Origin of the sequence: Mycoplana rhizolycopersici (genome assembly GCF_013378445.1) — a bacterium.
In the GTDB taxonomy this organism is placed as follows: domain Bacteria; phylum Pseudomonadota; class Alphaproteobacteria; order Rhizobiales; family Rhizobiaceae; genus Mycoplana; species Mycoplana rhizolycopersici.
Genome location: NZ_JABXYK010000008.1, coordinates 53,087 through 78,943 on the forward strand (window position 1 = coordinate 53,087; position 25,857 = coordinate 78,943).

Sequence of the window (25,857 nt, forward strand, 5' to 3'; positions counted from 1 at the left end):
CACAAGGTTGTCCGCAGAAACTCGTCGTTCCCTCGGAACCCATTGCCTGAACCTATCGTCCCGGAGATCGCCACGCTCATCCTACAAGGCGCGTTTACCGCCGCCCATGCAGAGCGATGCTTGCCGGCCCGGGCACGCCGCCCTAACGTGCCGGGAGAATCACCGGGAAGGGCTTTTCATGACGGCACCGCTTATCGAACTCTGCGTAGAAGGCATCGACGGTTTTCTGGCCGCACAGGCGGCCGGTGCCGATCGCGTCGAGCTTTGCGCGAGCCTCATGGAGGGCGGCCTGACGCCGAGCCCTGCCACCATTCGCGCAGCCGTGAAGGCGGCACACATCCCCGTCCACGTCATCATTCGCCCCCGTGGTGGCGACTTCCTCTACTCCGATGCCGAATTCGATACCATGCGCGCCGACATCGAAGCCCTGCGTTCCGAAGGCGTGGCGGGCGTCGTCATCGGCTGCCTGACGCCGGACGGCCGCATCGACGAGGTGAGGACGAAAGCGCTCGTTGCCGCCGCCCGTCCCATGTCGGTCACCTGCCACCGCGCCTTCGACATGACAGAAGATGCCGGCGAGGCGCTGGAAGCGCTGATCCGCTGCGGCGTCGACCGGGTGTTGACCTCCGGCCAGCGCGATACCGCACTGGAGGGGATCGCGATCCTGCGGCGAACGGTGGAGCAGGCTGGCGACCGCATCGTCATAATGGGCTGTGGTGCGCTGGACGCGGACAACATCAAGACCGTCCGCGACGCGACCGGGCTGAAGGAGCTGCATTTCGCCGCCCTCAGGTCCGTGCAGAGCGGCATGACGTTCAGAAATCCGCATGTCGGCATGGGCGGCACCGAGAAAGACCGCGAGTATGAACTGACCGTTACCGATCCCGAAGCCGTCCGTGCGACGATCGCCGCTGCGAAGGGCGCGTAGTCGACCTGCGCGGCAACCGCGGTAATCAGACGGCACACCACTCCGCGCGCATTGCAAACCGTCTCGCCGATCCTACCTGAAGAAAAGAAAACAGGCTGATAGCTTAACCGGAGACCTGCTCATGACTGCCTCCCGCCTTCGCTTCGCATTCGCAGCGGGCCTTGCCCTTCTCGCCACGTCCGCTGCGGCCGATACGGTCGGGGAGGTTGGCGTTGACTGGATGGGCAACGACATCATGGTCGATGCGGTGAGCGATCCGAAGGTGACAGGCGTCACCTGCCACATCACCTATTTCGACCGCGGCGTTCTGGACCGGCTGAAGAACGGCAACTGGTTTGAAGATCCCTCCAACAACGCCATTGCCTGCCGGCAGACCGGCCCGGTCACGATCGGCGACATCGATCTTTCGAAAGGCGGGGAGGAAGTTTTCAAGTCCAGCCTGTCGTTGGTCTGGAAGAAGCTTGTGGTGACGCGGATCTACGACCGCAAGAACGACACCCTGATTTATCTCGCCCACTCCCGCGAACTGACCGAGGGTTCGGCGAAGATGTCGATCTCCACGGTGCCGCTGTTTGAAAGCAACGCCACGTGGACAAGCGGAAAGCCGCAATAGGCGGCCGAAGCTAGACCCATTGCGGCCCCTCCTCCCGAAAGGCTGCGTACCTCCCGCTTAGATGTCGATACCTGCTTACATGACGATGAAGGTCACGCTGCCGTCGCCGTTCTGTTGGACTGACAGGATGTGCTCGACCTTGACCTGCTGCGCTTCCAGCGCTGCGACGAGGTCCGGGTTGGAGCGCACATCCGACTGCAGCTTTTGAACTTCGTCGGCCTTGTCGTCGCCCATCATCCGGTATTGCTGACGCATGTCCTCGTCGGCGATTTCATCCACGCGCTGAACGGCGATCTTGGTCACATCGACGGCCCGGAAGTCACCGATGCCCGATACGCTGGGCGTGATGGAGCCCGTGCTCATCATGTCCGTGGACTGGCTGTCGGATGGCTGCGCCGGGACAGGTGCCGCCGGCTTCATCGTGTCAGGCGACACCTGGGCCATTTCCACCGGGCGTGGGGTCGGCACCGGCACCTTCTTGCCATCGATCAGGGTCGCCGAATAGGCGGGAACGGCAATGGCACTGGCAAGCAGAATGGACGAAAGAGCTGCAAACGGTTTCATCTTTTTCTCCCTTCGGGCGCTGTTGTCGCGCGCATTCGAAGGGGAAAATGCCGGTCTTTGCAGATTGTTCCGCCTGTAGCGTTCAGGCGCCCCGCGCTTCAGCCAGGATCTGCGACGCGCGGACGGTCGCAACACCCGCCTCCGCCATGGCCCTTTCCGCCACGGCGATCGTGGCCGGGTCGATGCCGCGGCTCAGATCCTCGACGAAACGGACCCGCACGCCCGGAAGCATTTCCACCGCATCGATCGCCGAGGCCTGGACGCAATAATCGGTCGCAAGCCCGCCGATGTCGAGTTCGGTGACGTCGCGCTCCTTCAGATAATCGGCAAGCCCGGTATGGGCGGAACGGTCGTTGTCGCGAAAGGCCGAATAGCTGTCGACAAGCCGATCCATGCCCTTCTTCTGGATGTAGTCGATCTTCTTCAGGTCGAGCTTGGGATGCAGTGCGGCGTCGTCCGTGTGCTCGACGCAATGGTCAGGCCACAGCACCTGCGGCTGCCCCTTCAGTTCTCCCATCTCGAAAGGCTGCCTGCCGGGATGGCTGGAGGCGAAGCTGCCGTGGCCGGCAGGGTGCCAGTCCTGCGAGGCGACCACCAGATCATAGCCGCCCTCTTCCATCAGCCGGTTGGCGATCGGGATAACCTCATCTCCCCCGGGCACGGCAAGATTGCCGCCGGGGCAGAAACCGTTCTGGAGATCGATGAGCAGCAGGCACTTCATGATGGTACTCCCGTCACCCGGGAAAGATCCCGGTGCGGCGAGAATGGAACATTCCGTCATGAGAAATCAAGAACTTGATGAACCGATGCTGCGAACATATTGGCCGGGAATGCAAAACCCCGGCGGGTCGGCCGGGGCTGCGAAACGCGTCGGGGATCGAAGTCGCTCAGGCGGCCCGTGTCAGGTGGCCCGTGTCAGGTGGCCCGTGTCAGGCGGCCCGTATCAGGCAGCCTGTGCCAGCTCGTCGGCGATGACCGTGTCGAGGTTGAGGAAGCAGACCATGGTCTTTTCCAGGGCGACGATGCCGCGGCAGAAGGCGCGCTGCGCTTCCGGAATGATCTCGGGTGCCGGCTGCAGGTCTTCGCTCTTGATGGTCATCATGTCCGAGACCTGTTCCACCAGCAGGCCGACGAGCTTGCCGGCAATGTCGGTGACGATGATGGCGGAGCGCTCCGACGGCTCGGTCTGCTTCATGCCGAGACGGCAGGCCATGTCGATTACGGGGATGACGGCGCCGCGCAGGTTGATCAGCCCGAGCACGTAGGGCGGCGTGTGCGGCATCGGCGTCACCGGCGCCCATCCGCGGATTTCACGAATCGCCATGATGTCGATGCAGAACTCCTGGTCTCCGAGATGAAACGAGACGATTTCGAGATAGGCACCGGATTGCTTGATGGCATTCGACATGGTTCAGCTTCTTCCCAGACTTCGGAGGCAGGATCGCAAATGCGCGTGTGGCTCGACAGCCACGGGACCTCATGCCCGAGAGGCCATCACGGCCCATACGCGCTCAGAGATTCGCAAGGATAGATTAAGGAAGCGCTAAAAATAGACCGCCAACTCTCCGGTCCGGCACACCCGAACCGCTGGAATCGTCCGCCGAGCGCTGTGAGCAGCGCAACCATTCCGCCAAACGAAATGTTGCGCTAGGATACCCGCATGACACAGAACCGCCCGTCCCTTAGTTTCACGCTGGCCGTGGCCCTTGCGGCAACGCTTGCGACCGCAATCCTCGCCATCGCCTTCGCGGGCTGGATCGGTCACGGCTCGGCGATCCTGCTTTCGATGGCCGAAAGCGGCCTCGCCTGGTGCTTCTAAGCTCCCGCGGCGCAATCACATTCTCGCGATAATCGAGATGCGGCGATCGGCACATTTGCGCCTCCTCCGGCAAGCCACTAAAGACAGCACAGGAGCCGGCCGCAGCCGCGGACCAGCAGTCACCGATGTCGGATCGTTCCATGAAAACCATACGCATTGCCCTTTGGATCGCTATCGCCCTCCTCGCCGGCCTGCTCGGCTGGTTGACGCTGGAACTGAACCGGGCGGATGAAAAACTTGCCGAGGGACCGTTCGGCGTTCCCTTCACCCTCGTTGCGCAGGATGGAAGCCCGATCACCGAGAAGGCCTTTGCCGGCAAGCCGACCGCGCTGTTCTTCGGCTTCACGCATTGCCCCGAAGTGTGCCCGACCACCCTTTTCGAGCTAGACGGATGGCTTTCGAAAACCGATCCCGACGGCACGAAGATGCAGGCCTACTTCATCACCGTCGATCCGGAACGCGACACCCCTGAAATCGTCCAGAACTATGTTTCCAACGTTTCCAAGAGGATCACCGGCATCTCCGGCCCTGCCGACAAGGTGATGGACATGGTCAAGGGCTTCCGCGTCTATGCGCGCAAGGTGCCGGTCGACGAGAAACAGCCGGACGGAGAATACACGATGGATCACACCGCCTCCGTCTTCCTCCTCGACCGCGACGGCCGTTTCCGGGGCACGATCGCCTATGGCGAGAACCCGGATGTTGCCGTACAAAAGCTGGAGAACCTCATCAAGGGATAGGGATCTCCGATCATGGTTTCACGCGCCGACACTTCGATCCTCATCGCCGGCGCGGGACCTGTGGGCCTTGCGCTTGCGCTCGAACTGGCGCGCCGCGGCCTGAAACTGCGCATCGTCAGCGAAAACGACGGGCCGGTGGCGGAAGAAGAAAGCCGCGCGCTCGGCATCAATGCCAGAACCTTGACGCTGCTGGCCCAATCGGGCGTGACCGCCGACATCCAGGCCCGGGCCCTGCAGATCGAAGGCCTGCGTCTTTCCTCGCTCGGCACCCCGCTTCTGACGGTCAGGACGAGCCGGTATCGCGGCGAGTATCCGGCGCTCAGCATCCTGCCGCAGGGGGTGACGGAACGCCTGTTGCTGGCGCGGCTCCGGGTGCTCGGCATCGAGCCGGAATGGCGCACGGCCGTCATTTCCGTCAACGGAGGCACCGATGCGCCGGAGGTGACGGTACACCGCGACGACGACAGCGGCGAAACCGTCAAGCCGTCGATCCTGATAGGCGCGGATGGCGCGCATTCGCTCGTTCGCCGGTCCTGCGGGCTCTCCTTTCCGGGAAACGCGCTGGAGAACGAATTCTTTCTGGCCGACTACGCCTATGATGCGCCCGTCGACGCCAGCCATGCGCGCGTCGACTTCACCAATCCCGGCGTCCTTGCCTGCATCCCGGTCCGCACCAACCTCCTGCGCTACATCTCGACGCATTCCGATTTCGAAGAGCGGATCATCCATCCGGCGACACCCGCGGCCCAGACCTGGCGTTCGCAGTTCAAGATCAGTTTCCGCCATGTCCCGGAGATGGCGAAGGGACGCGTCTATCTGGCCGGCGACGCCGCCCACATCCATTCGCCGATCGGCGCGCGCGGCATGAACCTGGGGATCGAGGATGCCTGCTGGCTGGCCTGGCTGATTGCCGAGGGACGCGAGGAGGAGTATCCGAGGCTTCGGCTCCCCGCAGTACGCCGCGTGCTGCGCCAGACGCGAATGCTGACGGCGATCGCCACCATGGACCGGCCCTCCTCGCTGACGCTGCGCAACCGCCTGCTGCCGCTTCTGTCCCACCTGCCCTTTGCCGAAGACGCGTTGCTCAAGGGCATCGCCGGAATGGACACGCCGCATCCGCCCTGGCTCGCCGCAGCCTGATTTCTTTGCGCCTTGCTGCGGGACATGCTACGTGGCCGCCGACCATGGCGCTGCCGGATGCTCCGCATGTCGCAGCCCTCATCTTTCAGGCGCCGGGCCAGCCCCGCCAATCAGGAACAGCCGACCGTGAGCGAAATCCGCCTCTTCATTTCCACGACAGAGAAGAACGCCGACGCAATTCTCTCCCTGATGACCGATGCCTTCGAGGACGAGGGATACGCGATCGCAACCATGGAAATCGACGAGAAGCGCGACATCTGGGAAGCCTCGCTCTACCTGATGATGGACGAGGAAGAGGACATGCGGGAGCGTTTCGCCAACCTCCTCCGGCCGGCGTTTCCCGAGGCGGAAATCCAGCGTGAAGTCATTCCCGATGTCGACTGGATCGCCAAATCGCTGGAAGGCCTGCAGCCGGTGCACGCCGGACGTTTCATCGTCCACGGCTCGCATGACCGCGGAAAGGCGCGGGCTGGAGAGATCGCAATCGAGATCGATGCCGGCCAGGCCTTCGGCACGGGCCACCACGGCACCACCGCCGGCTGCCTGGAGGTGATCGAAAGCGTCATGCGCGCGCGAAAGATCCGCTCTGCCCTCGACCTCGGTACCGGCAGCGGCGTGCTGGCAATCGCGGTCCGCAAGCTGGCGGCCATTCCGGTGCTGGCGACCGACATCGACCCGATCGCCACAAAGGTCGCCCGCGAGAACGTCCGCAAGAATGGCATTGCGACCGGCCTGACGCTCGAGACGGCCCCCGGCTTCCACCACACCGCCTTCCGCCGCCATGGCCCGTTCGACCTCATCATCGCCAACATCCTCGCTCGCCCGCTGATGCGCATGGCGCCGCAGCTCGTCGCGCACCTGGCACCGGGCGGCCAGGTGGTGCTCTCCGGCATCCTCGCAAACCAGCGCTGGAAGGTGATCGCCGCCTATAACGGCGCGGGCCTGCGCCATGTGCGCACGATCTGGCGCAACGGCTGGGTGACCATCCATCTCGACAGACCGTAGGGACCCGGGAAAAGAAAAGCCTCCCGACCGCGCAGGGTTGCGGTCGGGAGGCCTTGAAAGAAAAGGCGGTGCCAGAGGCACCGCCTATGGGCCGGTTTCCCGACCTGCCCGCGAGCTGGGAGGAGGAGTGCTCAAGCGGACCCTACGTGTTCCGAACGCCTACCCGGAGGAGGGAGGAGGAGTGACCGGGCAAGCGCCTGATCGGAACACCTAGCAAGATCGCCTTGCGGCGAAACTTTCGATTATTTTCGTTTCAAACGCGCTTCGCGTTCGCTTCGATGCGCGCTTTATACCCCAGCCGAAAATTCATCACAGCGCTTTTTGAGCATGGGAGCCATGCAGATGACGCATAGTGAAACTTCGAGCCTCACGTTACGAGAAGATCTGAATTCTCACGGCGAACAGCACAGGCTCGCTGCCGGCGTCATGAGGGGCGCGGGCTGGGGCGCGGCACGTCCGCCGCATTGTCGTTCGCCCAGGTACTGATCGCATGGACCTGTCCGGGGATCTGATCCTGCAAATAGGTTTCGTGCCCCGGCAGGCCCATCGGATAAAGCGCGTCTCGGCTGGCCTCATAGGCCGCACTCTGGTCGGTGCAGAGGCGAATGCGCATATCCTGCGGCGCGACATCGGTCCGGTTTTGCAGATTGTCGACCAGTCCCGCATCGGTAGACGGCAGGCGGCCGTCAAAGGCTTGCGTCAGATATTGCGCAGACCGTTCGTTTCGTTCCCGTTCCGTGGTCGCGCCCAGCACGACCACCATCACGCGCCTGCCATTTCGTGTGGCCAGCCCGACGATGTTCCGCCCTGATGCGCACAGGAACCCGGTCTTCATTCCGATAGTGCCGCTGAAGCGGGTCAGCAGCAGGTTGTTGGACTTGACCTCCTTGCCGTCGATCGTGACCGCGGAGGCCATGAAGAACCGCCGGTATTCGGGGAACACCCGGTCCACTTCCATGCCAAGGATCGCGAGATCGCGGGCAGTCGTATAATTGTTCCGGTCAAACAGTCCGTTCGGATTGGAAAAATGGGTGCCTGTCAGCCCGAGGCGCGCCGCCGCTTCGTTCATCCGCCGGACGAAAGAAGCCTCGTCCGGGGCCACGGCTTCCGCAAGGGCGACGGCGACGTCATTCGCCGATGCGGCGATCATGGCAAAAAGCGCGTCTTCCAGTGTCATCGTCCGCCCGAAGGTCAGGCCGGATTCCAGAAACGCCTGCTTCATCGCGTTGCGCGTCATGGTAACGGGCGTCGTCAACGTCACCTCACCGGATCGAAGCGCTTCAAAGACGACGAGCGCCGTCATCAGTTTAGTCGTAGAGGCCGGATACCAGGGCACCCCGGCATCCTCCTGATAAAGCACCTGATGATTGTCGGCATCCACGACAAGCACAGGCGTGGCGTTTGCCGGTGCCGATGTGACCCATGTGAAAAGGGATGCGATGAACACCAATCTTTTCCATGGTCGTCCGGCCATATTGTTCGTGATCATGTGCCAGTCTCCAGAGGGAAGGACGCCCAAATGACACGATGCGCCGCCGAAGCACAAGCACTTGCTGCCGCGACGATAGTTCACAGGCGACCGCAATGGCTGTTCCGCGACACGAAGCGGACCGCCAACATGTAGCTTTGAGCACTCCTGTCGCTTATTACCATCCTTCTCGGCTCGCTCAATTCCCCTTGGCCGGCAGTTGCACTAGAGTCCGCTCCGAATCCAGTCTCATCCGGAAAGCAGCCATGTTCCAGAGTTTCGACGTCACCTCCACCCCGCAGTTCGGCCGCGAGCGCGCCGATGCGTTGCGCGCCACCTTCGACGACCTCCGCATCGACGGTTTTCTGGTGCCCCGCGCTGACGAGTTTCAGGGCGAATACGTGCCGAAGAGCGCGGAACGGCTGGCATGGCTGACCGGTTTCACCGGCTCTGCCGGCATTGCGCTCGTGATGCGCGGCGAGGCGATCGTCTTCGTCGACGGGCGCTACGTGACCCAACTGGCCGAACAGGTCGACGGCAGCGTCTTCAAGGGCGGGGATCTCGTCGGCGAGCCACCACATCTGTGGATCCCGAAGTATGCGCCGAAGGGCTTCCGGCTGGGGATTGACCCCTGGCTGCATACCGGCGCCGAGGTGCGCAGGCTCGAAAAGGCGCTCGACAGCCTGAACGGCAAGCTCGTCCTGCTGGCGGACAATCCGCTGGACCGGATCTGGACCGACCGCCCCGCCGAACCGCTCGGGCGCGTCCGCATCCAGCCGATCGAATTTTCCGGCAAGCTCGCGAAGGACAAGCTTGCCGAAATGGCGGCGAAGGTCTCCGAAGGCGGCGCGGATGCGCTTGCCGTCACCGACCCCTCGACGATCGCCTGGCTCTTCAACATTCGCGGCAGCGACGTGCCGCACACCCCTCACCCGCTCGCACGCGCCATCCTGCATGCCAACGGTATGGCCGAACTTTTCATCGACAAGCGCAAGACCGGCATCGAGGAAGAAGCCTACCTCACGCAAATGGCCGACCTGCTGACCCCGTCCGCTTTCGGCGGACGCATGGAAGGGCTCGCGCGCCAGGGCAAGCGCGTCCTGCTCGATCCCGATCAGGCACCGTTTGCGCTGGGCGAGGCGATCCGCTCTGCTGGCGGCACCGTCATCGAGGCGGCCGACCCCGCCCGCCTGCCGCGCGCCTGCAAGAACGAGGTCGAGCTGGCCGGCTCCGCCAAGGCGCATCTTCAGGACGGCGCGGCCATCGTCGAGTTCCTGGCCTGGCTCGATTCGACCACGCCCGGCACCCTGTCCGAGATCGAGGTCACCAAGAAGCTGGAAGCCTGCCGGGCGAATGTCGGCGAACGGATGCAGAATCCGTTGAAGGACATCTCCTTCGACACGATCGCCGGCGCCGGCGCCCATGCCGCGATCATGCACTACCGCGTGACCACGGATACGGACGCGAAGTTGGAAGACGGGACGATGTTCCTGATCGATTCCGGCGCGCAGTACATCAACGGCACCACCGACATCACCCGCACTGTCGCGATCGGAAGCGTTCCCGACGAGCACAAGCGCTTCTTCACTCTCGTGCTCAAGGGCATGATCGCCATCAGCACCGCCCGTTTTCCGAAGGGCGCGCGCGGCTGTGACCTCGATCCGCTTGCCCGCATCGCGCTTTGGAAGGCAGGCGCCGACTATGCGCACGGCACCGGCCACGGCGTCGGCTCCTATCTGTCCGTGCACGAAGGCCCGCAACGCATCGCGCGCCTGTCGACACAGGAGCTTTTGCCCGGCATGATCCTCTCGAACGAACCCGGCTACTACCGCCCCGGCAGTTTCGGCATCCGCATCGAGAACCTCATCCACGTCCTTCCCGCTGCGCCGATCGAAGGTGGCGACACCGACATGCTGGGTTTCGAGACGCTGACCTTCTGCCCGATCGACAAGCGCCTCGTCGTCACGGAACTCCTGACGCGCGAGGAACTGCACTGGCTCGACGCCTATCACGCACTGACGCGCGAGGCGCTGCTGCCGCTGATCGAGGACGCAGGCGTTCGCGAGTGGTTGGTGTTCGCCACATCGCCCTTCAGCCACGGCTAATCCAACCAATGAGTTGAACCACGACAAACGGGCCGCGACGATCCAATGCCGCGGCCTGATTTCAGCCGGTAAACACGTAGCGCATGAACATGACGGCGCACCATCCCACCGCCAGCATCGGCAGGCTGGACAATCGCAGGCTCGCAATCAGCGCCGCCGCCATCGCCACCTGAACGTCGGGCCCGCCGGTGAAGAATGCTGGAGCGACGAGCGTCGTCAGCACCGCCGCCGGCACCGCGTTCAATGCAGCCTCCAGCCGCGGCGGAATCGATTTCATCCGCATGACCAGCAGGTAGCCGCCGATGCGTGTCAGGAAGGTCGCCACTGCGCCGGCCAGGATGACGGCCACCATGTCGGCATGGAAGAACCCGTCCATTCTAGACCTCCTGCCCGGCTTCGTGCAGTTTCGGGTTCCGCTTCACCGGCAGCATTGCCGCAAGCAGCATTCCAGCGACTGCACCGATGCTGACGTGCCAGGGCGAGCCGACGGTATGGAAGGCGATCACCGACACTGCGCCGCTGATGGCAACGACGGGAAGGAAGTTCGCACGCTTGCGGAAGCCGAGCACAATGGCCATGAAGTAGATCGGCAGGAGCACGTCGATGCCGATCAGCTTGGGATCGCCGATCAGTTTGCCGAACGTGGCGCCCAGCACCGTCATGACCTGCCAGGGCACGTAGATCACCAGACCGAACCCGAGATACCAGGAAAAGCTCACCTTTCCCCTCGCTTCGCCGCGCCTGACGGTTTCGGCGAACTGCGGATCCGTCAGCAGGAAAAACGTGACGAACTTCTCGCTGGCCGAGAAATGCCGCACGAACGGCGCCATCGCCGCGGAATAGAGGATATGGCGGAAATTTACCGCGAAGATCGAAAGCACGATGACCCAGGCGGCGATCTTCTGGCCGAATAGCTCGATGCCGACGAGTTGGCTGGCGCCCGCAAAAAGCGTCATGCTCATCAAGAGTGCTTCGGCAATCGTCTGGCCGTTGGCGACGGCGACTGCCCCGAAGAGGGCACCGAAGGGCGCAGCGGAAATGCACACCGGCGTTCCCTGGCGAACGCCCTCGAAGAATTCACGTTTGTTCACGAAGTCCGTCTCCTGCATGCAGAAGCTCCGCACGTAGACATGCCTGGCGAAAGCGGGAACCGGCCCCGGAGAAGACATGGCGAAAGCAGCGAGCAGTGTGTCGCGGGCGGAACTTCCGATCAGGACACGCTTAGTCGGCCGGAACACTCAGCGCAATTGAATATGGCTGATGAATCGATCGCTTTTATTGAACCATGATCCGGCGTCGAGCAGGCCTCGGATCATGGTTTTCTCAGGCCGGCTTGGTCTTCACCTGGAAAGTGTGTTCCTGGCCGGGAAAAGTGCGCGCCTTGACCTCTTCGGCGTAAGCCTCAACGGCAGCGCTGATCTGCGGTGCCAGATCGGCGAAACGCTTGACGAAGCGCGGCTTGAAATCCGTGAAGATGCCGAGCGCATCGTCCACAACCAGGACCTGGCCATCGCAGGCCGGAGAAGCACCGATGCCGATGGTGGGAACGCTCAACGTGCCCGTGATCTCCCGGGCGACCGGCTCCACCGTTCCCTCGATCACGATCGCGAAAGCGCCCGCATCGTCGATTGCCTTGGCGTCACGACGGATCTTCTCCGCCTCCTTGTCGCTGCGACCGAGCGAGCGGTAACCACCGGTGGTATTGATCAGTTGCGGCATGAGGCCGACATGGCCAAGGACGGGAATGCCGCGCTGGGTGAGGAAATCGACCGTCTCGGCCATTTCCGCCCCGCCTTCGAGCTTGACCGCGCTGCATCCCGTTTCCTTCAGGACGCGTGCCGCGCTCTTGAAGGCCTGTTCCTTCGATTCCTGGTAGGAGCCGAACGGCAGGTCGACAACGACGCAGGCCCGTTCGGAGCCGCGCATCACCGCCTGCCCGTGCGCGATCATCATTTCCAGCGTGACGCCGACAGTCGAATCGAGGCCGTAGACCACCATGCCGAGCGAATCGCCGACGAGCATGAAGTCCACGTGCGGATCCAGAAGCTTGGCGATCGGCGTCGTATAGGCCGTCAGGCTGACGATCGGGCGCTCGCCCTTCAGGGCCTTGATATCGGCCGGAGCGAGGCGCCGCTTGGCTACATGTACGCTCATGATCAGGCTACCTTTGCTATTGTCTGCTTTTTCGGTGCGATAACGCGGTTGTCGAGCAATTTGGTGCTCCCTATGCGCACGAAAAGCAACAAGAGCACCGGCCTATCGCCGATATCTGCGATTTCCGCCAGCGTTTCGGGATGGCGAAGCGCCACGACTTCGGGCTCGGCGAGCGGCTCGGCGGCGATGAAATCGCGAACGGCGGCCTCAACTCTGGCCGGATCCGTTTCGCCCTCGGCGATGATCCGCGCCGCTTCGTCCAGTGCGCGCGGCACGATGACCGCGGCAGCACGCTGCCGGGCATCGAGATAGACGTTGCGCGAGGAACAGGCGAGCCCATCTGCCTCGCGCACCGTCGAAACTCCCACGACCTCGACTGGCTGCGCCAGATCCTCGACCATGCGGCGGATGATGGCGAGTTGCTGGTAGTCCTTCTCGCCGAAATAGGCGCGATCCGGCCCGACGATGTTGAAGAGCTTGCTCACGACCGTGCAGACACCGGAGAAATGCCCCGGCCGCACCGAGCCTTCGAGCTGCGAGCCCAGCGTCGGTACGTCAACGACCGTTTCCATCGGGCGCGGATACATATCCTCCACCCCGGGAGCGAACAGGAAATCGACACCGGCGTCCTCCAGCATCTTCTGGTCGCGCGCCAGGTCGCGCGGATAGCGTGACAAATCCTCGCTGGCACCGAATTGCAGCGGATTGACGAAGATCGAGGCGACGACCACCTCGTTGGCTTCGCGCGCACGGCGCACCAGTTCCATGTGGCCGACGTGCAGGTATCCCATCGTCGGCACCAGCCCGATCGACTTGCCGCGCGCGCGCAACGGCGCAAGGGCGGCGCGAAGGCTCGCAATTGTCGTAAAGGTCTGCATAGGGCGGATCCTCCAATCCCTTGCCGCGCCCGACGTCCGAAGAGACCGGCAGATGCGGCGGCACTTTTTATCTGTGGCGCATCCGCTGCAATGCCGTTTCCGGCATCTGCGGCAGCACCTCCACACCCCCTCCCAAGGATGCGGCTACCCGCTGCAGTCTTGCATTGCGAGGCAGCGGCGCTTTCTATCTTGTGCAACGCAAAAACACAATCGCCAACGCGACACCCGCTCATTCTCAGCGCGGAGATCGCCTATGCGATATTGTGCCTGTACTTTTTCCCGGCTTGCCAGTAGGAACGCACCAAACCGGCGCCGGCGGAGATGCTGGCGCATACCAGTGCCCGTCCCGTCGCGCGGCCAAGCTCAAGACATCCGAAAGACATCCGATGACCGAATACGAAGGCCTCGCTCCGGCTATGGCAAGCGCGTTGGCAAAACGCGGCTACACCACGCTGACGCCGGTGCAGAAGGCCGTCTCCGACCCGGCGCTGGAAGGAGCGGACCTGCTCGTCTCCGCCCAGACCGGCTCCGGCAAGACCGTGGCATTCGGCCTAGCCTTCGCGTCGACGCTGCTCGGCGGCGAGGACCGGTTCGGCCGCGCCGGCGCGCCGCTGGCGCTCGCCATCGCGCCCACGCGCGAACTCGCCCTGCAGGTGAAGCGCGAGCTGGAATGGCTTTACGGCGAGACCGGTGCCGTCATCGCATCCTGCGTCGGCGGCATGGATATCCGCAACGAGCGGCGGGCCCTGGAACGCGGCGCCCAGATCGTCGTCGGCACGCCCGGACGGCTGCGCGACCACATCGATCGCGGCGCCCTCGACCTTTCGCAACTGAAGGCGGTGGTGCTCGACGAGGCGGACGAGATGCTCGACCTCGGCTTCCGCGAGGATCTCGAGTTCATACTCGATGCTGCCCCCGAAGACCGCCGCACCCTGATGTTTTCCGCAACGGTCCCGCGCGCGATCGAAGAACTCGCCCGCAGCTACCAGCGCGACGCCGTTCGCGTGACGACTGCGGCCGAGCGCGGCCAGCACGGCGACATCGCCTACCGCGCGCTCGCTGTCACCCCGAACGATCGCGAGAACGCGATCGTCAACGTGCTGCGCTTCTACGAGGCGCCGACGGCGATCGTCTTCTGCTCCACACGCGCCGCCGTCAACCACCTGACGGCGCGGCTGAACAACCGCGGCTTTGCGGTCGTGGCCCTTTCCGGCGAACTGTCGCAGAACGAGCGCATGCATGCGCTGCAGGCGATGCGCGACGGACGTGCCCGCGTCTGCATCGCCACCGACGTCGCCGCCCGCGGCATCGACCTGCCCAATCTGGAACTGGTCATCCACGCCGACCTCCCCACGAACCCGGACACGCTGCTCCACCGCAGCGGCCGCACCGGACGCGCCGGCCGCAAGGGCGTCAGCGCGCTGATCGTTCCCCTTCCCGCAATGCGCCGCGCCGAGCGGCTGCTGCAGACGGGGAAGATCAAGGCCGAATGGGCTCAGGCTCCTTCCGCCGAGGAAATCCTGCGCCGCGACGAGGAACGACTGCTTGCCGACCCGATCCTCGCCGATTCCGTCGCCGAAGACGAGGTAGCCTTCGTCGAGACGCTGCTTTCGGCCTTCGAGCCCCGGCAGCTGGCCGCGGCCTTCACCCGCCTCTATCGTGGCGGCCGCTCCGCCCCGGAAGAGCTGCGGGAGGTCGACCTGACCCAGCGCCGCCCCGCGCGCGAACGCCCGCAGGGCGAGGCCGGCGAACGCACCGAACGTGCGCCGCGCGCGGCTTTCGGTCCCGGAAAGTGGTTCTCGCTGTCGGTCGGCCGCAAGCAGAATGCCGAGCCGCGCTGGCTCATTCCCATGCTTTGCCGCGCCGGAAACATCACCCGCGACGAGATCGGCGCGATCCGCATGCAGCCCGAGGAGACCTATGTCGAGCTTGCCGAGCACATCGCCGAGGATTTCCTGGGAAGGATCGGGCCAAAGCACCTGATCGAAAAGGGCATCCGCGTGACGGCTCTGGAGGGAGTGCCGGACATGCCGGCACGCTCGCGTGCCATGCCTGCAGGCGAAAAGCCAGACCGCGCCTTCCGCAAGAACCGCGATTTCGGCGGAGACCGCGATACCGGCAAGCCGCGTCACGCCGACAAGAAGCGCTCCGACGATCGCGATTTCGAAGCAAAGCCGCCCCGCAAGAAATGGGACGCGGCCCCCTCTGCCGAGAAGCGCTCATCCAATGCCCCCTTCCGTGACGAGCGCCCGGCCAAGACCGGCGACGGCAACAAGGGCGCTAAAGGCAAGCCCTACAAGGACAAGTTCCACAACGACAAGGGGACGGGCGGCCAGCATGGCGCAGGCCATTCGCCGGGAAAGAAGAAGCCGCGCAAGTCCGGCGGCTGATCGCCGCCTGCCTTCCCCTGCCCCGAACATGCCCTCAGCATCCCCCGGGCATTTGCACACTGGCTGACCAAATGCCCGGAATTTCCCGCTTTCCGCGCCATTTCGGCGGGATTTCGCTTCACCCGCGAGCGGAACGATCCTATTGTCGCGGCAAGGCGACAAGGATTGCCGAATCAGGATGGGTGCGTGAGGCACCTGTTGGCGGGCTGAATGGCAGACGTGGAACGAAATCCGGGCGAGAACAGCGTTGCATCAGGCGCGATGGAGCGCCTGACGGAGGAGTTCTGGGATCGCTACCGGCGTCTGTACGACGCGATCGCCGACGACAACCTGCCGACGGTGCGCCGCCTCGACCGGGAACTGACTTCCGCCCTCTCCGCGCTCATCGATCACCAGACGCTGGATGCCGCCGAGCAGCAGGCGCAGTTCACCGCCCTGCTGAAGCTCCTGCGCGAGCAGGCCGACGACGCCTCCAGCGTGCGCAACAATGCGGACCTGATTGAACTGCTGCTCAGGCGCTACATCACCGTTCGCACCCGCCCCGTGGACCAGAAGGGCCTGCCCGCCTTGTCTGCACCCGTCAGGAACGGCGTTCTCGACGTCGGCCAGCTCGACACCCTCCCCGAGCGCGTCGCCGTCGTCACCACCGACTATCGCTACCTTTATGCCAATGCCAGCGACGCGGAACGGCTGAAGCGAAAGCCGCACGAACTCGTCGGCCGCCACGTCCGCGAGATCGTCGGCGTGGACAGCTTCAACGGCCGTATCAAGCGCAATCTGGACCGGTGCTTTGCCGGCGAGGTTGTGGAAGACACCAATGCCCGTGAAACCGATGGCAAGATCATCGTGATCCGCCGCAGGCTGACGCCCTGTTACGCAGACGAAAAGACGCTGATCGGCGCACTTGTCGTCATCCATGAAGGTCCAGACCGCCGCCGTCGCGACAACTGACGCCCGATCATTGGCGCGGCTAAGCTGATCACTCTCAGCAGCGCAGGACGCCAGCAGGTGACGGCTGCCGTCGCTCTTCTCCAAGGCGTGTGGGAGCGGAGACGACAGCCTGTATCAGAGCCCCATTTCAGGCCTTGACCCGTTCCAGCCAGGCGTCCTCGTCGATCACCTCGACGCCGAACTCGCGCGCCTTGTCGAGCTTGGAGCCGGCACCCGGCCCTGCGACCACCAGATCCGTCTTCTTCGACACCGACCCGGAGACCTTGGCGCCCAGACGTTCGGCCATCGCCTTGGCCTCGTCGCGCGTCATCTTTTCCAATGAGCCGGTGAAGACGACGGTCTTGCCCGCCACCGGGCTGTCGCTTGCCACCGGCATCTCCGCCACCTCCGGCGTGACTTCCGCCAGCAGGCGCTCGATCACGTCCAGGTTCCGCGGTTCCTTGTAGAACTCGACGATGGCGCGGGCGACGACCTCGCCGATGCCATCGATGTTGTTAAGGTCATTCCAGGCGTCGCCGCTGAGGGGCGCCGCCTCCTTCATCCCGGCCTCGAACGCCGCATAGGTGCCATAGGCCCGCGCCAGGAGCTTGGCCGTCGTCTCGCCGACATGGCGAATGCCAAGGGCATAGATGAAGCGATTGAGCGCGACCGTGCGGCGCGCATTGATCGCCTCGAAGAGCTTTCGCACGCTCACCCGGCCGAAACCGTCGATGTTCTCCAGCTTCGTCAGGGAGGCTTCCTGCCGCCTCTCCAGCGTGAAGATGTCTGGAGCGGTGCGGATCGACAGCGCCGGGTCGTCTGCCTCGAAGAAGAAGTCGATCTGCTTCGATCCCAGCCCCTCGATGTCGTAGGCGTTGCGCGAAACGAAGTGTTTCAGGTGCTCGACCGCCTGCGCGCGGCAGACGAAGCCGCCGGTGCAGCGGCGCACCGCATCTACCTTGCCTGTCTTCTCGTGAATGTCGCGCACCGCATGGCTGCCGCAAACCGGACACGTCTTCGGGAACGCGTAGGGAACGGCCTCTGCCGGCCGCTTCTCCGGCACGATATCGACGATCTGCGGGATGACGTCGCCCGCACGCTGGACGACGACGACATCGCCGACGCGGATGTCGCGCCCCTCGCGGATCGGCTCGCCGCTGTTGCCTAGACCGCGAATATAGTCCTCGTTGTGCAGCGTCGCATTGGTCACGACCACACCGCCGACCGTCACCGGCTCCAGGCGCGCAACCGGCGTCAGCGCACCCGTCCGGCCGACCTGGATGTCGATCGCCGTCAGGGTCGTCAGCGCCTGTTCGGCGGGAAACTTGTGGGCGGTGGCCCAGCGGGGGCTGCGCGAGCGGAAGCCCAGCCGCGCCTGCAGGTCGAGCTGGTCGACCTTGTAGACGACGCCGTCGATGTCGTAGTCGAGGTCCGGTCGCTCAAGGCCGATCTCGCGATAGTGGGCGATGATCGCATCTACGTTGTAAAGCCGCTTCATCAGCGGATTGACCGGAAAGCCCCACGATTTCAGCGCCTGCACCATGCCGAACTGGGTATCGGCGGGCATTTCGCTCATTTCGCCCCAGGCATAGGCGAAGAAGCGCAGCTTCCGGCTTGCCGTTACCGTCGGGTCGAGCTGGCGCAGCGAACCCGCAGCCGTATTGCGCGGGTTGACATAGGTCTGCTTGCCTTCGGCCGCCATCTGCGCGTTCAGGGCCTGGAAGTCGCTCTTGGCCATGTAGACCTCGCCACGCACTTCCGCGATCGCAGGAGCCCCGGCGGGAAGCCGTTTGGGGATCTCGGCGATGGTGAGGATGTTGGCCGTCACGTTTTCGCCCGTCGTGCCGTCGCCGCGCGTCGCCGCGTTGACCAGTCGCCCGTTTTCGTAGCGGATCGACATCGACAGGCCGTCGATCTTCGGTTCGGCGGTAAAGGCGATCGAATCGTCCGGCAACCGGCCGAGGAAGCGATAGACCGAGGCGATGAAGTCGCGCACGTCCTCGTCGGAAAAGGTGTTATCGAGCGACAGCATCGGCCGGGCGTGGACGATTGGCGCGAAGGTCGCAAGCGGCGCCGCACCGACGCGGCGCGAGGGGCTGTCATCGCGCACCAGCGCGGGGAACCGCGCCTCGATCGCGTCGTTGCGGCGCTTCAGCGCGTCGTAGTCGGCATCCGAAATCTCCGGCTCGTCCTTGCCGTGATAGAGCTCGTCATGCCGCGCGACCTCCGCTGCCAGAAAGGCCAGCTCGGCTGCCGCCTGCTCCTCGCTCAACGCTTCGACCGGGATTTTTTCGTTTGCCATGGCTCACTCCGCGATTCCGCGTGATGTTTTAGAGCAACTGGCATGAAAGGAAAGATCGTATCCGCCCTGTGCACACCGGGTCCGAGCGCAACAACCGGCGGCAACCAGCAAGAACGCCCGCGACGGTGCACCAGCTTCGCGCGAACTCCGCACCATAGATCAGGTGGCATCATCTTGATGCGTCTGGAGACAAGGACATGACCTCGGTTTCTTCGATCGGTGCGGGCAGCCTCCTCTATCGGCGCAGCGCCCCGGCTTCAGAGCAGGAAGACACAGCGCTCCAGCAGGCGCGCGAGGCCCTGTCGACGCTGAAGCGCACGTCCCAGCAGACGCAACAGGACCGCGAGGCCGCCGCCGAGGAAAAGCTCGAGCGGATTAAGGAAGAACTGCGCATGTTGATCCAGTTCGGCTTTCCGCCGGAGGTGATCGCACGGCGCCTGGCGCAACTCGGCAAGGAACTCGGTGCGGCCATTCGCCAGCACGCAGACGGAGCCGCCATGCAGGCTGGCGCTCAGGTCGCAGCAGCAGGGACGGTCGCGGATACGGTCGCGACCGACGGAGCATCACAATCAGGAACCGTGGAAACGGACGGAGCGTTCGCGCAAGCGCGCGAGGGAGCCAGCGCAGACGATCGTCAGGACGGCCGACCGCCGCTCGGATATGGCGAGACCGCCGATCTTGCGCGAGACAGGACGCGGGCCGCCGGGTCCGACCGCAACATTGCCGACGAGTTCAAGAGCCTCGCCGCCCGGATCAAGGCGATGATGCGCGAGGCGGAAGAGGACATGGAGCGACAGAACAAGACGACGGCAGGTTTTCAGGACGGATCGGCAGGCATCGACGCCGCGCTTTCGCTGCTTGAGGGCACAGCTGGGAACGCCGCAGGCTCAACCCTGTCTGCGTCCACGGCCCTGACGCTTTAACGGCAGACAACTTCGAGCTTCGCTCAGCCCGGCAAGCGCGCCGCGGAAGAAACGCCTCAGACGCCGCCGGACAGCAATCTGGCAGCCGCCGCCCTCGCCTCTTCCGTCACCGATGCGCCGGCCAGCATGCGGGCGATCTCCTCGGTGCGGGCGTCCTCGTCCATGCGCGCGACGCGGGTCGCGATCGCCTCACTGCCGGCGACCGGCCCCTTGGAGATGAGCAGATGCGTCGCCGCGCGCGCGGCCACCTGCGGCGCGTGCGTGACCGAAAGGACCTGAACCGTGGAAGACAGGCGCTTCAGCCGCTGGCCGATCGCGTCCGCTACCGCCCCGCCCACGCCCGTATCGATTTCGTCGAAGACCAGCGTGGGTGCGGAACCGCGATCGGCGAGCGCCACCTTCAGCGCCAGCAGGAAGCGCGAAAGCTCGCCCCCGGAGGCGACCTTCATGATCGGGCCGGGACGCGTGCCGGGATTGGTCTGGACGTGGAATTCGACAGTATCGATCCCCTCCTCCGCCACGCCCTCTGGATCGGTGGTGATGTTGACCATGAAGCGTGCGCGCTCGAGCTTCAACGCGGGAAGCTCCGCCATGACGGCGGCGGCCAGCGCCTCGCCGGCATGATGGCGACGCTCCGAAAGCGCGCGTGCTGCGGCGTCATAGGCCGCACGCATGTCCTTCATGCCCTGTTCGAGATGGACGAGCTTCTCCTCGCCGGCATCGAGATCGGCGAGATCGCCGATCATCCGCGCCGCCAGCGCCGGTAGTCCCGAGACCGGCACGGAATACTTGCGCGAGGCCGCGCGCAGCGCAAACAGCCGCTCTTCCGTCCGCTCCAGGAGCTTCGGATCGAACTCGGTCTTGCGCAGTGCCGCCTCGACCGCCATCTGCGCGTCGGAAAGCTGGTCCACCGCACGGCCAAGCAATTCCACCGTCTCTTCGAGCAGCCCCGGCGCTTCCTGGGCCTTGCGCTCCAGCCGCCGCACCATCGAGGCAATCACCGGCACGGGCGATGCGTTGCCGTTGAGGAAGTCGCTCGCCTCGCTGATGTCGCCGGCGATCCGCTCGGCCTTCATCATGCGCGTCCGCTCTTCGGCCAGAACCTCCTCCTCGCCGTCCTGTGGCGAGAGCTTTTCCAGCTCTTCCACCGAGGAGCGCAGATAGTCCGCCTCGCGCGCCGCAGCCGCCACCTTTTCCCGGTGCCGGCGAAGCGCACGCTCGGCTTCGCGCCAGCGCTGATAGAGGACCGTCACTTCGCCGGCCGCCGGCCCCAGGCCGCCGAAGGCGTCCAGTAGCAGCCGGTGGGCATCGGTGTCGATCAGCGCCCGGTCGTCGTGCTGGCCGTGTATTTCCACCAGCCGCTGTCCCGCCTGGCGCATCAGCTGCACCGAAACCGGCTGGTCGTTGACATAGGCCTTGGTGCGGCCGTCGGCGGACTGCACGCGACGGAAGATCAGATCGCCATCGTCGTCGATGCCGTTATCGCGCAGCAAGGCACGCGCCGCATGCTCCAGCGGCACGTCGAACACCGCCGTCACCTGCCCCTTGTCGAGCCCGTGGCGAACGAGCGAACCGTCGCCACGCCCGCCGAGCGCCAGCGAAAGACTGTCGAGAAGAATGGATTTTCCAGCACCGGTCTCGCCGGTCAGCACCGACAGGCCCGCGTCGAAGCCAAGGTCAAGCCGTTCGATCAGGACGATATCGCGGATCGAAAGCTGTGCCAGCATCCGGTTTCGTATCTCTTTAGCTCAGGCGCCGATCAGCTGCTTGCCGGCGCGCGAAATCCAGGAACCCGCATTCTCCCGCGGCTCCAGGCCCTTGGACTGCAGAAGCTTGTAGGAGTCGGCATACCACTGGCTGTCCGGATAGTTGTGACCGAGGACGGCGGCGGCGGTCTGCGCTTCGGTGGAAATACCCATCGCATAATAGGCTTCGACCAGACGCGCGAGCGCTTCTTCGATCTGGTTGGTGGACGGATACTGCTCGACGACGGTCCGGAAGCGCGTAATGGCCGCCAGATATTCCTTGCGCTCGAGATAGTAGCGCCCGACCTGCATCTCCTTGCCGGCCAGCTGGTCGCGTGCGAAACGGATCTTCGTCTGCGCGTCCTCGACATATTCGGAGTCCGGATACTTGTTGACGACGTTCTGCATCGCCTCGATCGTCTTCGCCGCCGCGCGCTGGTCCTGCGTCACGCTCGGGATCTGCTTGGCATAGGCCAGGCCGACGATGTACTGCGCGTAGGCAGCGTCTTCCGATTCGGGATAGAGGTTCAGGTAACGCGTGCCGGCGGTAATCGCCTCCTCGGTCGCGCCCTGTCGATAGCTGACGAAGGCGTTCATCACCAGCGCCTTGCGCGCATATTCGGAGAACGGGTGCTGCCGGTCGATCGCCGCGAACTTGCGCGAAGCCTCGGTCACCTTGCCGGCATTCAGGTTGGCAAGGCCCTGGTTATAGAGCACTTCCGGGGACTCGGTCTCTGGCGTCAGCTTGGTGATGTCGATATCGGGATCGCTTTGGCATGCTGTCAGCGCCAGCGGCGCTGTCGACAGGAGAGCGACGCAGATAATCCGCGTCCAACGCTTAGCATCCACAATCCCTGCAAATTTCATCTGACAATCCCAATATCAGCACGGCGCCCTGTTCGAGCGCCGTTCAATTACCGCGTTCTAGCCCCAAACTTGCGGAGACCGCAACGCCATGCAGGCGCATTAACGCAATTTTATGGCAAAGATTGTGTGAAACCATCGCGATGCGGGGATATCCCCCGCTTCGCAAGTCAGGCCGACCAGGGAGCGAATTCCGGCGCGTTGACCGCGATGAGTTCACGCTTGCCGGCCCGTGCGCGGGGAGCGGAAGCCTCGACGACCTCGTAGGCGGTGCGATCATTCAGCAGCGCCTTCAGCGCGAGCGCGTTCATCTTGTGCCCGCCGCGATAGGAGCGGTAGCAGCCGATGAACTGCGCACCGGCCAGCGCCAGGTCACCGACGGCGTCGAGCGTCTTGTGGCGGGCGAACTCGTCGCCATAGCGCAGCCCCTCGACGTTGATGACCGTGTTGTCATCGGAAATGACGACGGAGTTTTCGAGCGACGAGCCGAGCGCGTAGCCGGCTGCCCAAAGGCGCTCGACGTCGCGCATGAACCCGAAGGTACGGGCGCGGGAAAGCTCGGAGCGGAACGTGGCAGGCGTCAGCTCGCCCTTCCAGGCCTGGCGGCCGATCAGCGGGCAGTCGAAATCGATCTCGACTTCGAAGCGCGTGCCGTCATGCGGGGAGAATTCGGCCCAGGACGATCCCGATTCGACGCGCACCGGCTTGACGACGCGAATATAGCGGCGCTTGACGGCGAGCGGGCGCAGGCCGACCTGATCGATCGCCTCGATGAAGGGCGCAGAGCTGCCATCCATGATCGGCATTTCCGCACCGCTGACCTCGATGAGGACGTTATCGAGCGACAGCGCATAAAGTGCTGCCATGACATGCTCGATCGTCGCGATCGACTTCTCGGGCGAAAAGCCGAGCACGGTGCAAAGATCGGTATTGCCCACCTGCGAGGAAACAGCGCGGTATTCGTTTACGTTGCCGTTGTCGTGAACGCGCTGGAATACGATGCCGGTGTCGGCCTCGGACGGATGAAACGTGATCGAAACCATGGCGCCCGAATGGACGCCGGTCCCCGAAATCGTGACCGGGCTAGAGATCGTCGTCTGAAAACCCAGCAAGCTGATGGACATTCTAATTCGCCTTATCTTTAAACCGGCGCTGCACGCCGGCCGTCACTATCGTTTTCGTGCGCCTCTCAACCGCCAACATCAGGCAACGCGGGCTGCACTACCGAAACCTTGGCAGGGCCTGGAAAACCGCCCATGAATCAATGCCATGGCCTCGTTTCTGGCCGGAATGTAGTTGCGCGCCCCTTCCGACACAAATCACTGTTTCTTTCGCTTTGTTACGCCCCACAGACTCCACATAACAAATTGAAATAACTCACAAAAATTCGGGCCCGGATCAGTGATCCGGGCCCCAAAATGACACCATGTTACACTTATTAGTTCGACTGGCGGCGCAGGAAGGCAGGAATCTCCAGCTGGTCGTCCTCGCTCAGCGCGCGCGGCTGCGGATTGACGCGGCCGTGGTCGTCGAGCTGCCCGCGGCGCGGTGCATAGACACTCGCTTCCGGAGAAAGCGTACGGCGCTGCGGTGCCGGCGCTGCCGGCTCGGCGGCGGCGTGATGCTCTTCCTCGTCCCGGCGCGAGAGCGAGTTGGTGATGCGCTTCAGGAGACCCATCGGGCCACGCTCTTCCGGCTGTGCCTGCACCGGCGGCTGCACGCGGCGCTCCATCTCTGCCTGAACGACCGGGGGGAAGTCCTCGATCTTCGGCATGCGCGTCGCTACCGGCTCTTCGCGGATGATCGGAGCGGCCGGCTCGGCGCGCTGGGCGACGGGCGCGGGCTGCTGATACTGCGGTTGCTGGTACTGCGGCTGCTGATACTGGGCCTGCGGTGCCGGTGCCGGACGGGCAGCAACCGGGGCTTCCGCTGCCGGAGCGGCAGCAAAGAGGCGGCTCTGCGGACGGAACTCTTCGTGCTGGACCGGAGCGGGCCTTGCTTCCGGCAGGGAGAGCTCGCGCTCCAGGCCCAGCTCGGCGGCCCGGATCGTCTCGGCGATCGGATCGGCGGCCTTGACCGGCTGCGGGGCGACAGCCTGCGGCGCTGCCGGCTGCGTCATGACAGGGGCCGGAGCCTGAGCGACCGGCTGGGAGACCTGCGGCTGCGGCGGAACGGCGGCAGACGGACGGACCAGCGGCTTGTTCACCGGGCGAAAGTCGGCAGACTTGCCGGCGACTTCAGCGGCGGCGCGGTCGATGCCGGTGGCAACGACGGAGACGCGGATCAGGCCTTCCAGTTCCTCGTCGAAGGTGGCGCCGAGGATGATGTTGGCGTCCGGATCGACTTCCTCGCGGATGCGGGTCGCAGCCTCGTCCACTTCGAACAGGGTGAGGTCGCGGCCGCCGGTGATCGAGATCAGCAGGCCCTGCGCACCCTTCATCGAGGTCTCGTCGAGCAGCGGGTTGGCAATGGCGGCCTCGGCTGCGGCCATCGCGCGACCTTCGCCGGATGCCTCACCGGTGCCCATCATCGCGCGACCCATTTCGCGCATCACCGAGCGGACGTCGGCGAAGTCGAGGTTGATCAGGCCTTCCTTGACCATCAGGTCGGTGATGCAGGCGACGCCCGAATAGAGCACCTGATCGGCCATCGCAAAGGCGTCGGCAAAGGTGGTCTTGTCGTTGGCGATCCTGAAGAGGTTCTGGTTCGGGATCACGATCAGCGTGTCGACCGACTTCTGCAGTTCCTGGATGCCCTGCTCGGCGAGCCGCATGCGGCGGCCGCCCTCGAAGTGGAACGGCTTGGTGACGACGCCGACGGTCAGGATGCCCTTGTTGCGGGCCGCCTGTGCGACGATCGGAGCTGCACCCGTGCCCGTGCCGCCGCCCATGCCGGCGGTGACGAAGCACATGTGTGTGCCGTGCAGGTGATCGATGATCTCGTCGATGCACTCCTCGGCGGCCGCGCGGCCGACTTCGGGCTGCGAGCCGGCGCCGAGACCTTCGGTGACCTGGGCGCCCATCTGGATGATGCGCTCGGCCTTGGTCATCGTCAGCGCCTGGGCATCCGTGTTGGCGACGACGAAGTCGACGCCCTGGAGACCGGCCGTGATCATGTTGTTGACAGCGTTGCCGCCGCCGCCGCCGACACCGAAGACGGTGATGCGGGGCTTCAGCTCAGTGATGTCCGGCTTCTGCAGCTTGATCGTCATTGCATTTGTTCCTTTGTCTGTTCCGGCCCGCGTCGCCACACCGGCCAATTTGTCTAAATCCGTATCCGCCTACGCACT

The 25,857-nt window shown here is 64.4% G+C and carries 23 protein-coding genes; 10 read left to right on the top strand and 13 right to left on the bottom strand.

The genetic code is table 11. The features are described 5' to 3' along the window. Positions 1–178: 178 nt before the first annotated feature. The gene (locus HV823_RS14320) at positions 179–928 is read left to right on the top strand and encodes a copper homeostasis protein CutC (protein ID WP_176950408.1); all 750 of its coding nucleotides are present in this window, start codon (positions 179–181) and stop codon (positions 926–928) included. 121 nt (positions 929–1,049) lie between these two features. Next, a complete protein-coding gene (locus HV823_RS14325; RefSeq protein WP_176950409.1) occupies positions 1,050–1,541 on the top strand; it encodes a CreA family protein in 492 nt (163 codons plus the stop codon). Positions 1,542–1,616: 75 nt separating this feature from the next. Here HV823_RS14325 and HV823_RS14330 read toward each other — a convergent pair whose 3' ends face one another. The 3 genes from HV823_RS14330 to HV823_RS14340 all read right to left on the bottom strand — a co-directional run bounded on the left by HV823_RS14330 (position 1,617) and on the right by HV823_RS14340 (position 3,513). Then, positions 1,617–2,105: a hypothetical protein gene (locus HV823_RS14330; RefSeq protein WP_176950410.1), complete on the bottom strand. Its 489-nt coding sequence runs from the start codon at positions 2,103–2,105 to the stop codon at positions 1,617–1,619. 82 nt (positions 2,106–2,187) lie between these two features. After that, positions 2,188–2,826, bottom strand: a complete 639-nt coding sequence (pncA, locus tag HV823_RS14335; RefSeq protein ID WP_176950411.1) for a bifunctional nicotinamidase/pyrazinamidase — start codon at positions 2,824–2,826, stop codon at positions 2,188–2,190. 222 nt (positions 2,827–3,048) lie between these two features. Beyond that, entirely contained in the window at positions 3,049–3,513 is a 465-nt protein-coding gene (locus tag HV823_RS14340) for a chemotaxis protein CheW (protein WP_176950412.1), read from the bottom strand. 252 nt (positions 3,514–3,765) lie between these two features. On the opposite strand from HV823_RS14340, the gene HV823_RS14345 reads away from it, so the two are divergent. The 4 genes from HV823_RS14345 to HV823_RS14360 all read left to right on the top strand — a co-directional run bounded on the left by HV823_RS14345 (position 3,766) and on the right by HV823_RS14360 (position 6,809). Further along, complete coding sequence (locus tag HV823_RS14345) at positions 3,766–3,924, top strand: hypothetical protein (RefSeq protein ID WP_176950413.1); 159 nt, start codon at positions 3,766–3,768, stop codon at positions 3,922–3,924. Positions 3,925–4,064: 140 nt separating this feature from the next. After that, entirely contained in the window at positions 4,065–4,664 is a 600-nt protein-coding gene (locus HV823_RS14350; protein ID WP_176950414.1) for an SCO family protein, read from the top strand. A gap of 12 nt (positions 4,665–4,676) precedes the next feature. After that, positions 4,677–5,804, top strand: a complete 1,128-nt coding sequence (locus HV823_RS14355; RefSeq protein ID WP_176950415.1) for an FAD-dependent oxidoreductase — start codon at positions 4,677–4,679, stop codon at positions 5,802–5,804. 126 nt (positions 5,805–5,930) lie between these two features. After that, complete coding sequence (locus HV823_RS14360; protein ID WP_176950416.1) at positions 5,931–6,809, top strand: 50S ribosomal protein L11 methyltransferase; 879 nt, start codon at positions 5,931–5,933, stop codon at positions 6,807–6,809. Between the two features lie 424 nt (positions 6,810–7,233). On the opposite strand, the gene HV823_RS26710 is transcribed toward HV823_RS14360, so the two are convergent. After that, positions 7,234–8,298, bottom strand: coding sequence for a D-alanyl-D-alanine carboxypeptidase family protein (locus tag HV823_RS26710; RefSeq protein WP_246301432.1), 1,065 nt, complete (start codon positions 8,296–8,298; stop codon positions 7,234–7,236). Between the two features lie 245 nt (positions 8,299–8,543). On the opposite strand from HV823_RS26710, the gene HV823_RS14370 reads away from it, so the two are divergent. After that, positions 8,544–10,382 (top strand): aminopeptidase P family protein, encoded by a 1,839-nt coding sequence (locus HV823_RS14370; RefSeq protein ID WP_176950417.1) that lies wholly within the window; start codon positions 8,544–8,546, stop codon positions 10,380–10,382. 61 nt (positions 10,383–10,443) lie between these two features. On the opposite strand, the gene HV823_RS14375 is transcribed toward HV823_RS14370, so the two are convergent. The 4 genes from HV823_RS14375 to panC form a co-directional block, all read right to left on the bottom strand. Continuing rightward, positions 10,444–10,758 carry an AzlD family protein gene (locus HV823_RS14375; protein ID WP_176950418.1) on the bottom strand — a complete coding sequence of 105 codons (315 nt, stop codon included), beginning with the start codon at positions 10,756–10,758 and terminating at the stop codon, positions 10,444–10,446. Between the two features lies 1 nt (position 10,759). Continuing rightward, positions 10,760–11,473: an AzlC family ABC transporter permease gene (locus HV823_RS14380; protein WP_176950419.1), complete on the bottom strand. Its 714-nt coding sequence runs from the start codon at positions 11,471–11,473 to the stop codon at positions 10,760–10,762. A 232-nt stretch (positions 11,474–11,705) separates the two neighbouring features. Then, positions 11,706–12,536 (bottom strand): 3-methyl-2-oxobutanoate hydroxymethyltransferase, encoded by an 831-nt coding sequence (panB, locus tag HV823_RS14385; RefSeq protein WP_176950420.1) that lies wholly within the window; start codon positions 12,534–12,536, stop codon positions 11,706–11,708. A gap of 2 nt (positions 12,537–12,538) precedes the next feature. Beyond that, positions 12,539–13,414, bottom strand: a complete 876-nt coding sequence (gene panC, locus HV823_RS14390) for a pantoate--beta-alanine ligase (protein WP_176950421.1) — start codon at positions 13,412–13,414, stop codon at positions 12,539–12,541. Between the two features lie 386 nt (positions 13,415–13,800). On the opposite strand from panC, the gene HV823_RS14395 reads away from it, so the two are divergent. Together HV823_RS14395 and HV823_RS14400 are read left to right on the top strand one after the other, a co-directional pair. Then, entirely contained in the window at positions 13,801–15,804 is a 2,004-nt protein-coding gene (locus HV823_RS14395; protein ID WP_176950422.1) for a DEAD/DEAH box helicase, read from the top strand. Between the two features lie 210 nt (positions 15,805–16,014). Beyond that, the gene (locus HV823_RS14400) at positions 16,015–16,755 is read left to right on the top strand and encodes a PAS domain-containing protein (RefSeq protein ID WP_176950423.1); all 741 of its coding nucleotides are present in this window, start codon (positions 16,015–16,017) and stop codon (positions 16,753–16,755) included. Between the two features lie 127 nt (positions 16,756–16,882). On the opposite strand, the gene ligA is transcribed toward HV823_RS14400, so the two are convergent. After that, the gene (ligA, locus tag HV823_RS14405; RefSeq protein WP_176950424.1) at positions 16,883–19,036 is read right to left on the bottom strand and encodes an NAD-dependent DNA ligase LigA; all 2,154 of its coding nucleotides are present in this window, start codon (positions 19,034–19,036) and stop codon (positions 16,883–16,885) included. A 197-nt stretch (positions 19,037–19,233) separates the two neighbouring features. Here ligA and HV823_RS14410 point away from each other — a divergent pair, with 197 nt between their 5' ends. Beyond that, positions 19,234–19,959: a hypothetical protein gene (locus tag HV823_RS14410; RefSeq protein WP_176950425.1), complete on the top strand. Its 726-nt coding sequence runs from the start codon at positions 19,234–19,236 to the stop codon at positions 19,957–19,959. Between the two features lie 56 nt (positions 19,960–20,015). On the opposite strand, the gene recN is transcribed toward HV823_RS14410, so the two are convergent. The 4 genes from recN to ftsZ all read right to left on the bottom strand — a co-directional run bounded on the left by recN (position 20,016) and on the right by ftsZ (position 25,779). Beyond that, a complete protein-coding gene (recN, locus tag HV823_RS14415) occupies positions 20,016–21,686 on the bottom strand; it encodes a DNA repair protein RecN (protein ID WP_176950426.1) in 1,671 nt (556 codons plus the stop codon). A gap of 21 nt (positions 21,687–21,707) precedes the next feature. After that, the gene (locus tag HV823_RS14420; protein WP_176950427.1) at positions 21,708–22,571 is read right to left on the bottom strand and encodes an outer membrane protein assembly factor BamD; all 864 of its coding nucleotides are present in this window, start codon (positions 22,569–22,571) and stop codon (positions 21,708–21,710) included. 167 nt (positions 22,572–22,738) lie between these two features. Further along, entirely contained in the window at positions 22,739–23,692 is a 954-nt protein-coding gene (lpxC, locus tag HV823_RS14425) for a UDP-3-O-acyl-N-acetylglucosamine deacetylase (RefSeq protein WP_176950428.1), read from the bottom strand. A gap of 314 nt (positions 23,693–24,006) precedes the next feature. Beyond that, positions 24,007–25,779 (bottom strand): cell division protein FtsZ, encoded by a 1,773-nt coding sequence (ftsZ, locus tag HV823_RS14430; protein ID WP_176950429.1) that lies wholly within the window; start codon positions 25,777–25,779, stop codon positions 24,007–24,009. Positions 25,780–25,857: the final 78 nt, after the last annotated feature.

Coding starts and splice junctions, on each gene's coding strand:
- HV823_RS14320 (WP_176950408.1), top strand. CDS start 179: ATGACGGCACCGCTTATCGAACTCTGCGTAGAAGGCATCGACGGTTTT.
- HV823_RS14325 (WP_176950409.1), top strand. CDS start 1,050: ATGACTGCCTCCCGCCTTCGCTTCGCATTCGCAGCGGGCCTTGCCCTT.
- HV823_RS14330 (WP_176950410.1), bottom strand. CDS start 2,105: ATGAAACCGTTTGCAGCTCTTTCGTCCATTCTGCTTGCCAGTGCCATT.
- pncA (WP_176950411.1), bottom strand. CDS start 2,826: ATGAAGTGCCTGCTGCTCATCGATCTCCAGAACGGTTTCTGCCCCGGC.
- HV823_RS14340 (WP_176950412.1), bottom strand. CDS start 3,513: ATGTCGAATGCCATCAAGCAATCCGGTGCCTATCTCGAAATCGTCTCG.
- HV823_RS14345 (WP_176950413.1), top strand. CDS start 3,766: ATGACACAGAACCGCCCGTCCCTTAGTTTCACGCTGGCCGTGGCCCTT.
- HV823_RS14350 (WP_176950414.1), top strand. CDS start 4,065: ATGAAAACCATACGCATTGCCCTTTGGATCGCTATCGCCCTCCTCGCC.
- HV823_RS14355 (WP_176950415.1), top strand. CDS start 4,677: ATGGTTTCACGCGCCGACACTTCGATCCTCATCGCCGGCGCGGGACCT.
- HV823_RS26710 (WP_246301432.1), bottom strand. CDS start 8,298: ATGATCACGAACAATATGGCCGGACGACCATGGAAAAGATTGGTGTTC.
- HV823_RS14370 (WP_176950417.1), top strand. CDS start 8,544: ATGTTCCAGAGTTTCGACGTCACCTCCACCCCGCAGTTCGGCCGCGAG.
- HV823_RS14375 (WP_176950418.1), bottom strand. CDS start 10,758: ATGGACGGGTTCTTCCATGCCGACATGGTGGCCGTCATCCTGGCCGGC.
- panB (WP_176950420.1), bottom strand. CDS start 12,536: ATGAGCGTACATGTAGCCAAGCGGCGCCTCGCTCCGGCCGATATCAAG.
- panC (WP_176950421.1), bottom strand. CDS start 13,414: ATGCAGACCTTTACGACAATTGCGAGCCTTCGCGCCGCCCTTGCGCCG.
- HV823_RS14395 (WP_176950422.1), top strand. CDS start 13,801: ATGACCGAATACGAAGGCCTCGCTCCGGCTATGGCAAGCGCGTTGGCA.
- HV823_RS14400 (WP_176950423.1), top strand. CDS start 16,015: ATGGCAGACGTGGAACGAAATCCGGGCGAGAACAGCGTTGCATCAGGC.
- ligA (WP_176950424.1), bottom strand. CDS start 19,036: ATGGCAAACGAAAAAATCCCGGTCGAAGCGTTGAGCGAGGAGCAGGCG.
- HV823_RS14410 (WP_176950425.1), top strand. CDS start 19,234: ATGACCTCGGTTTCTTCGATCGGTGCGGGCAGCCTCCTCTATCGGCGC.
- recN (WP_176950426.1), bottom strand. CDS start 21,686: ATGCTGGCACAGCTTTCGATCCGCGATATCGTCCTGATCGAACGGCTT.
- HV823_RS14420 (WP_176950427.1), bottom strand. CDS start 22,571: ATGAAATTTGCAGGGATTGTGGATGCTAAGCGTTGGACGCGGATTATC.
- lpxC (WP_176950428.1), bottom strand. CDS start 23,692: ATGTCCATCAGCTTGCTGGGTTTTCAGACGACGATCTCTAGCCCGGTC.
- ftsZ (WP_176950429.1), bottom strand. CDS start 25,779: ATGACGATCAAGCTGCAGAAGCCGGACATCACTGAGCTGAAGCCCCGC.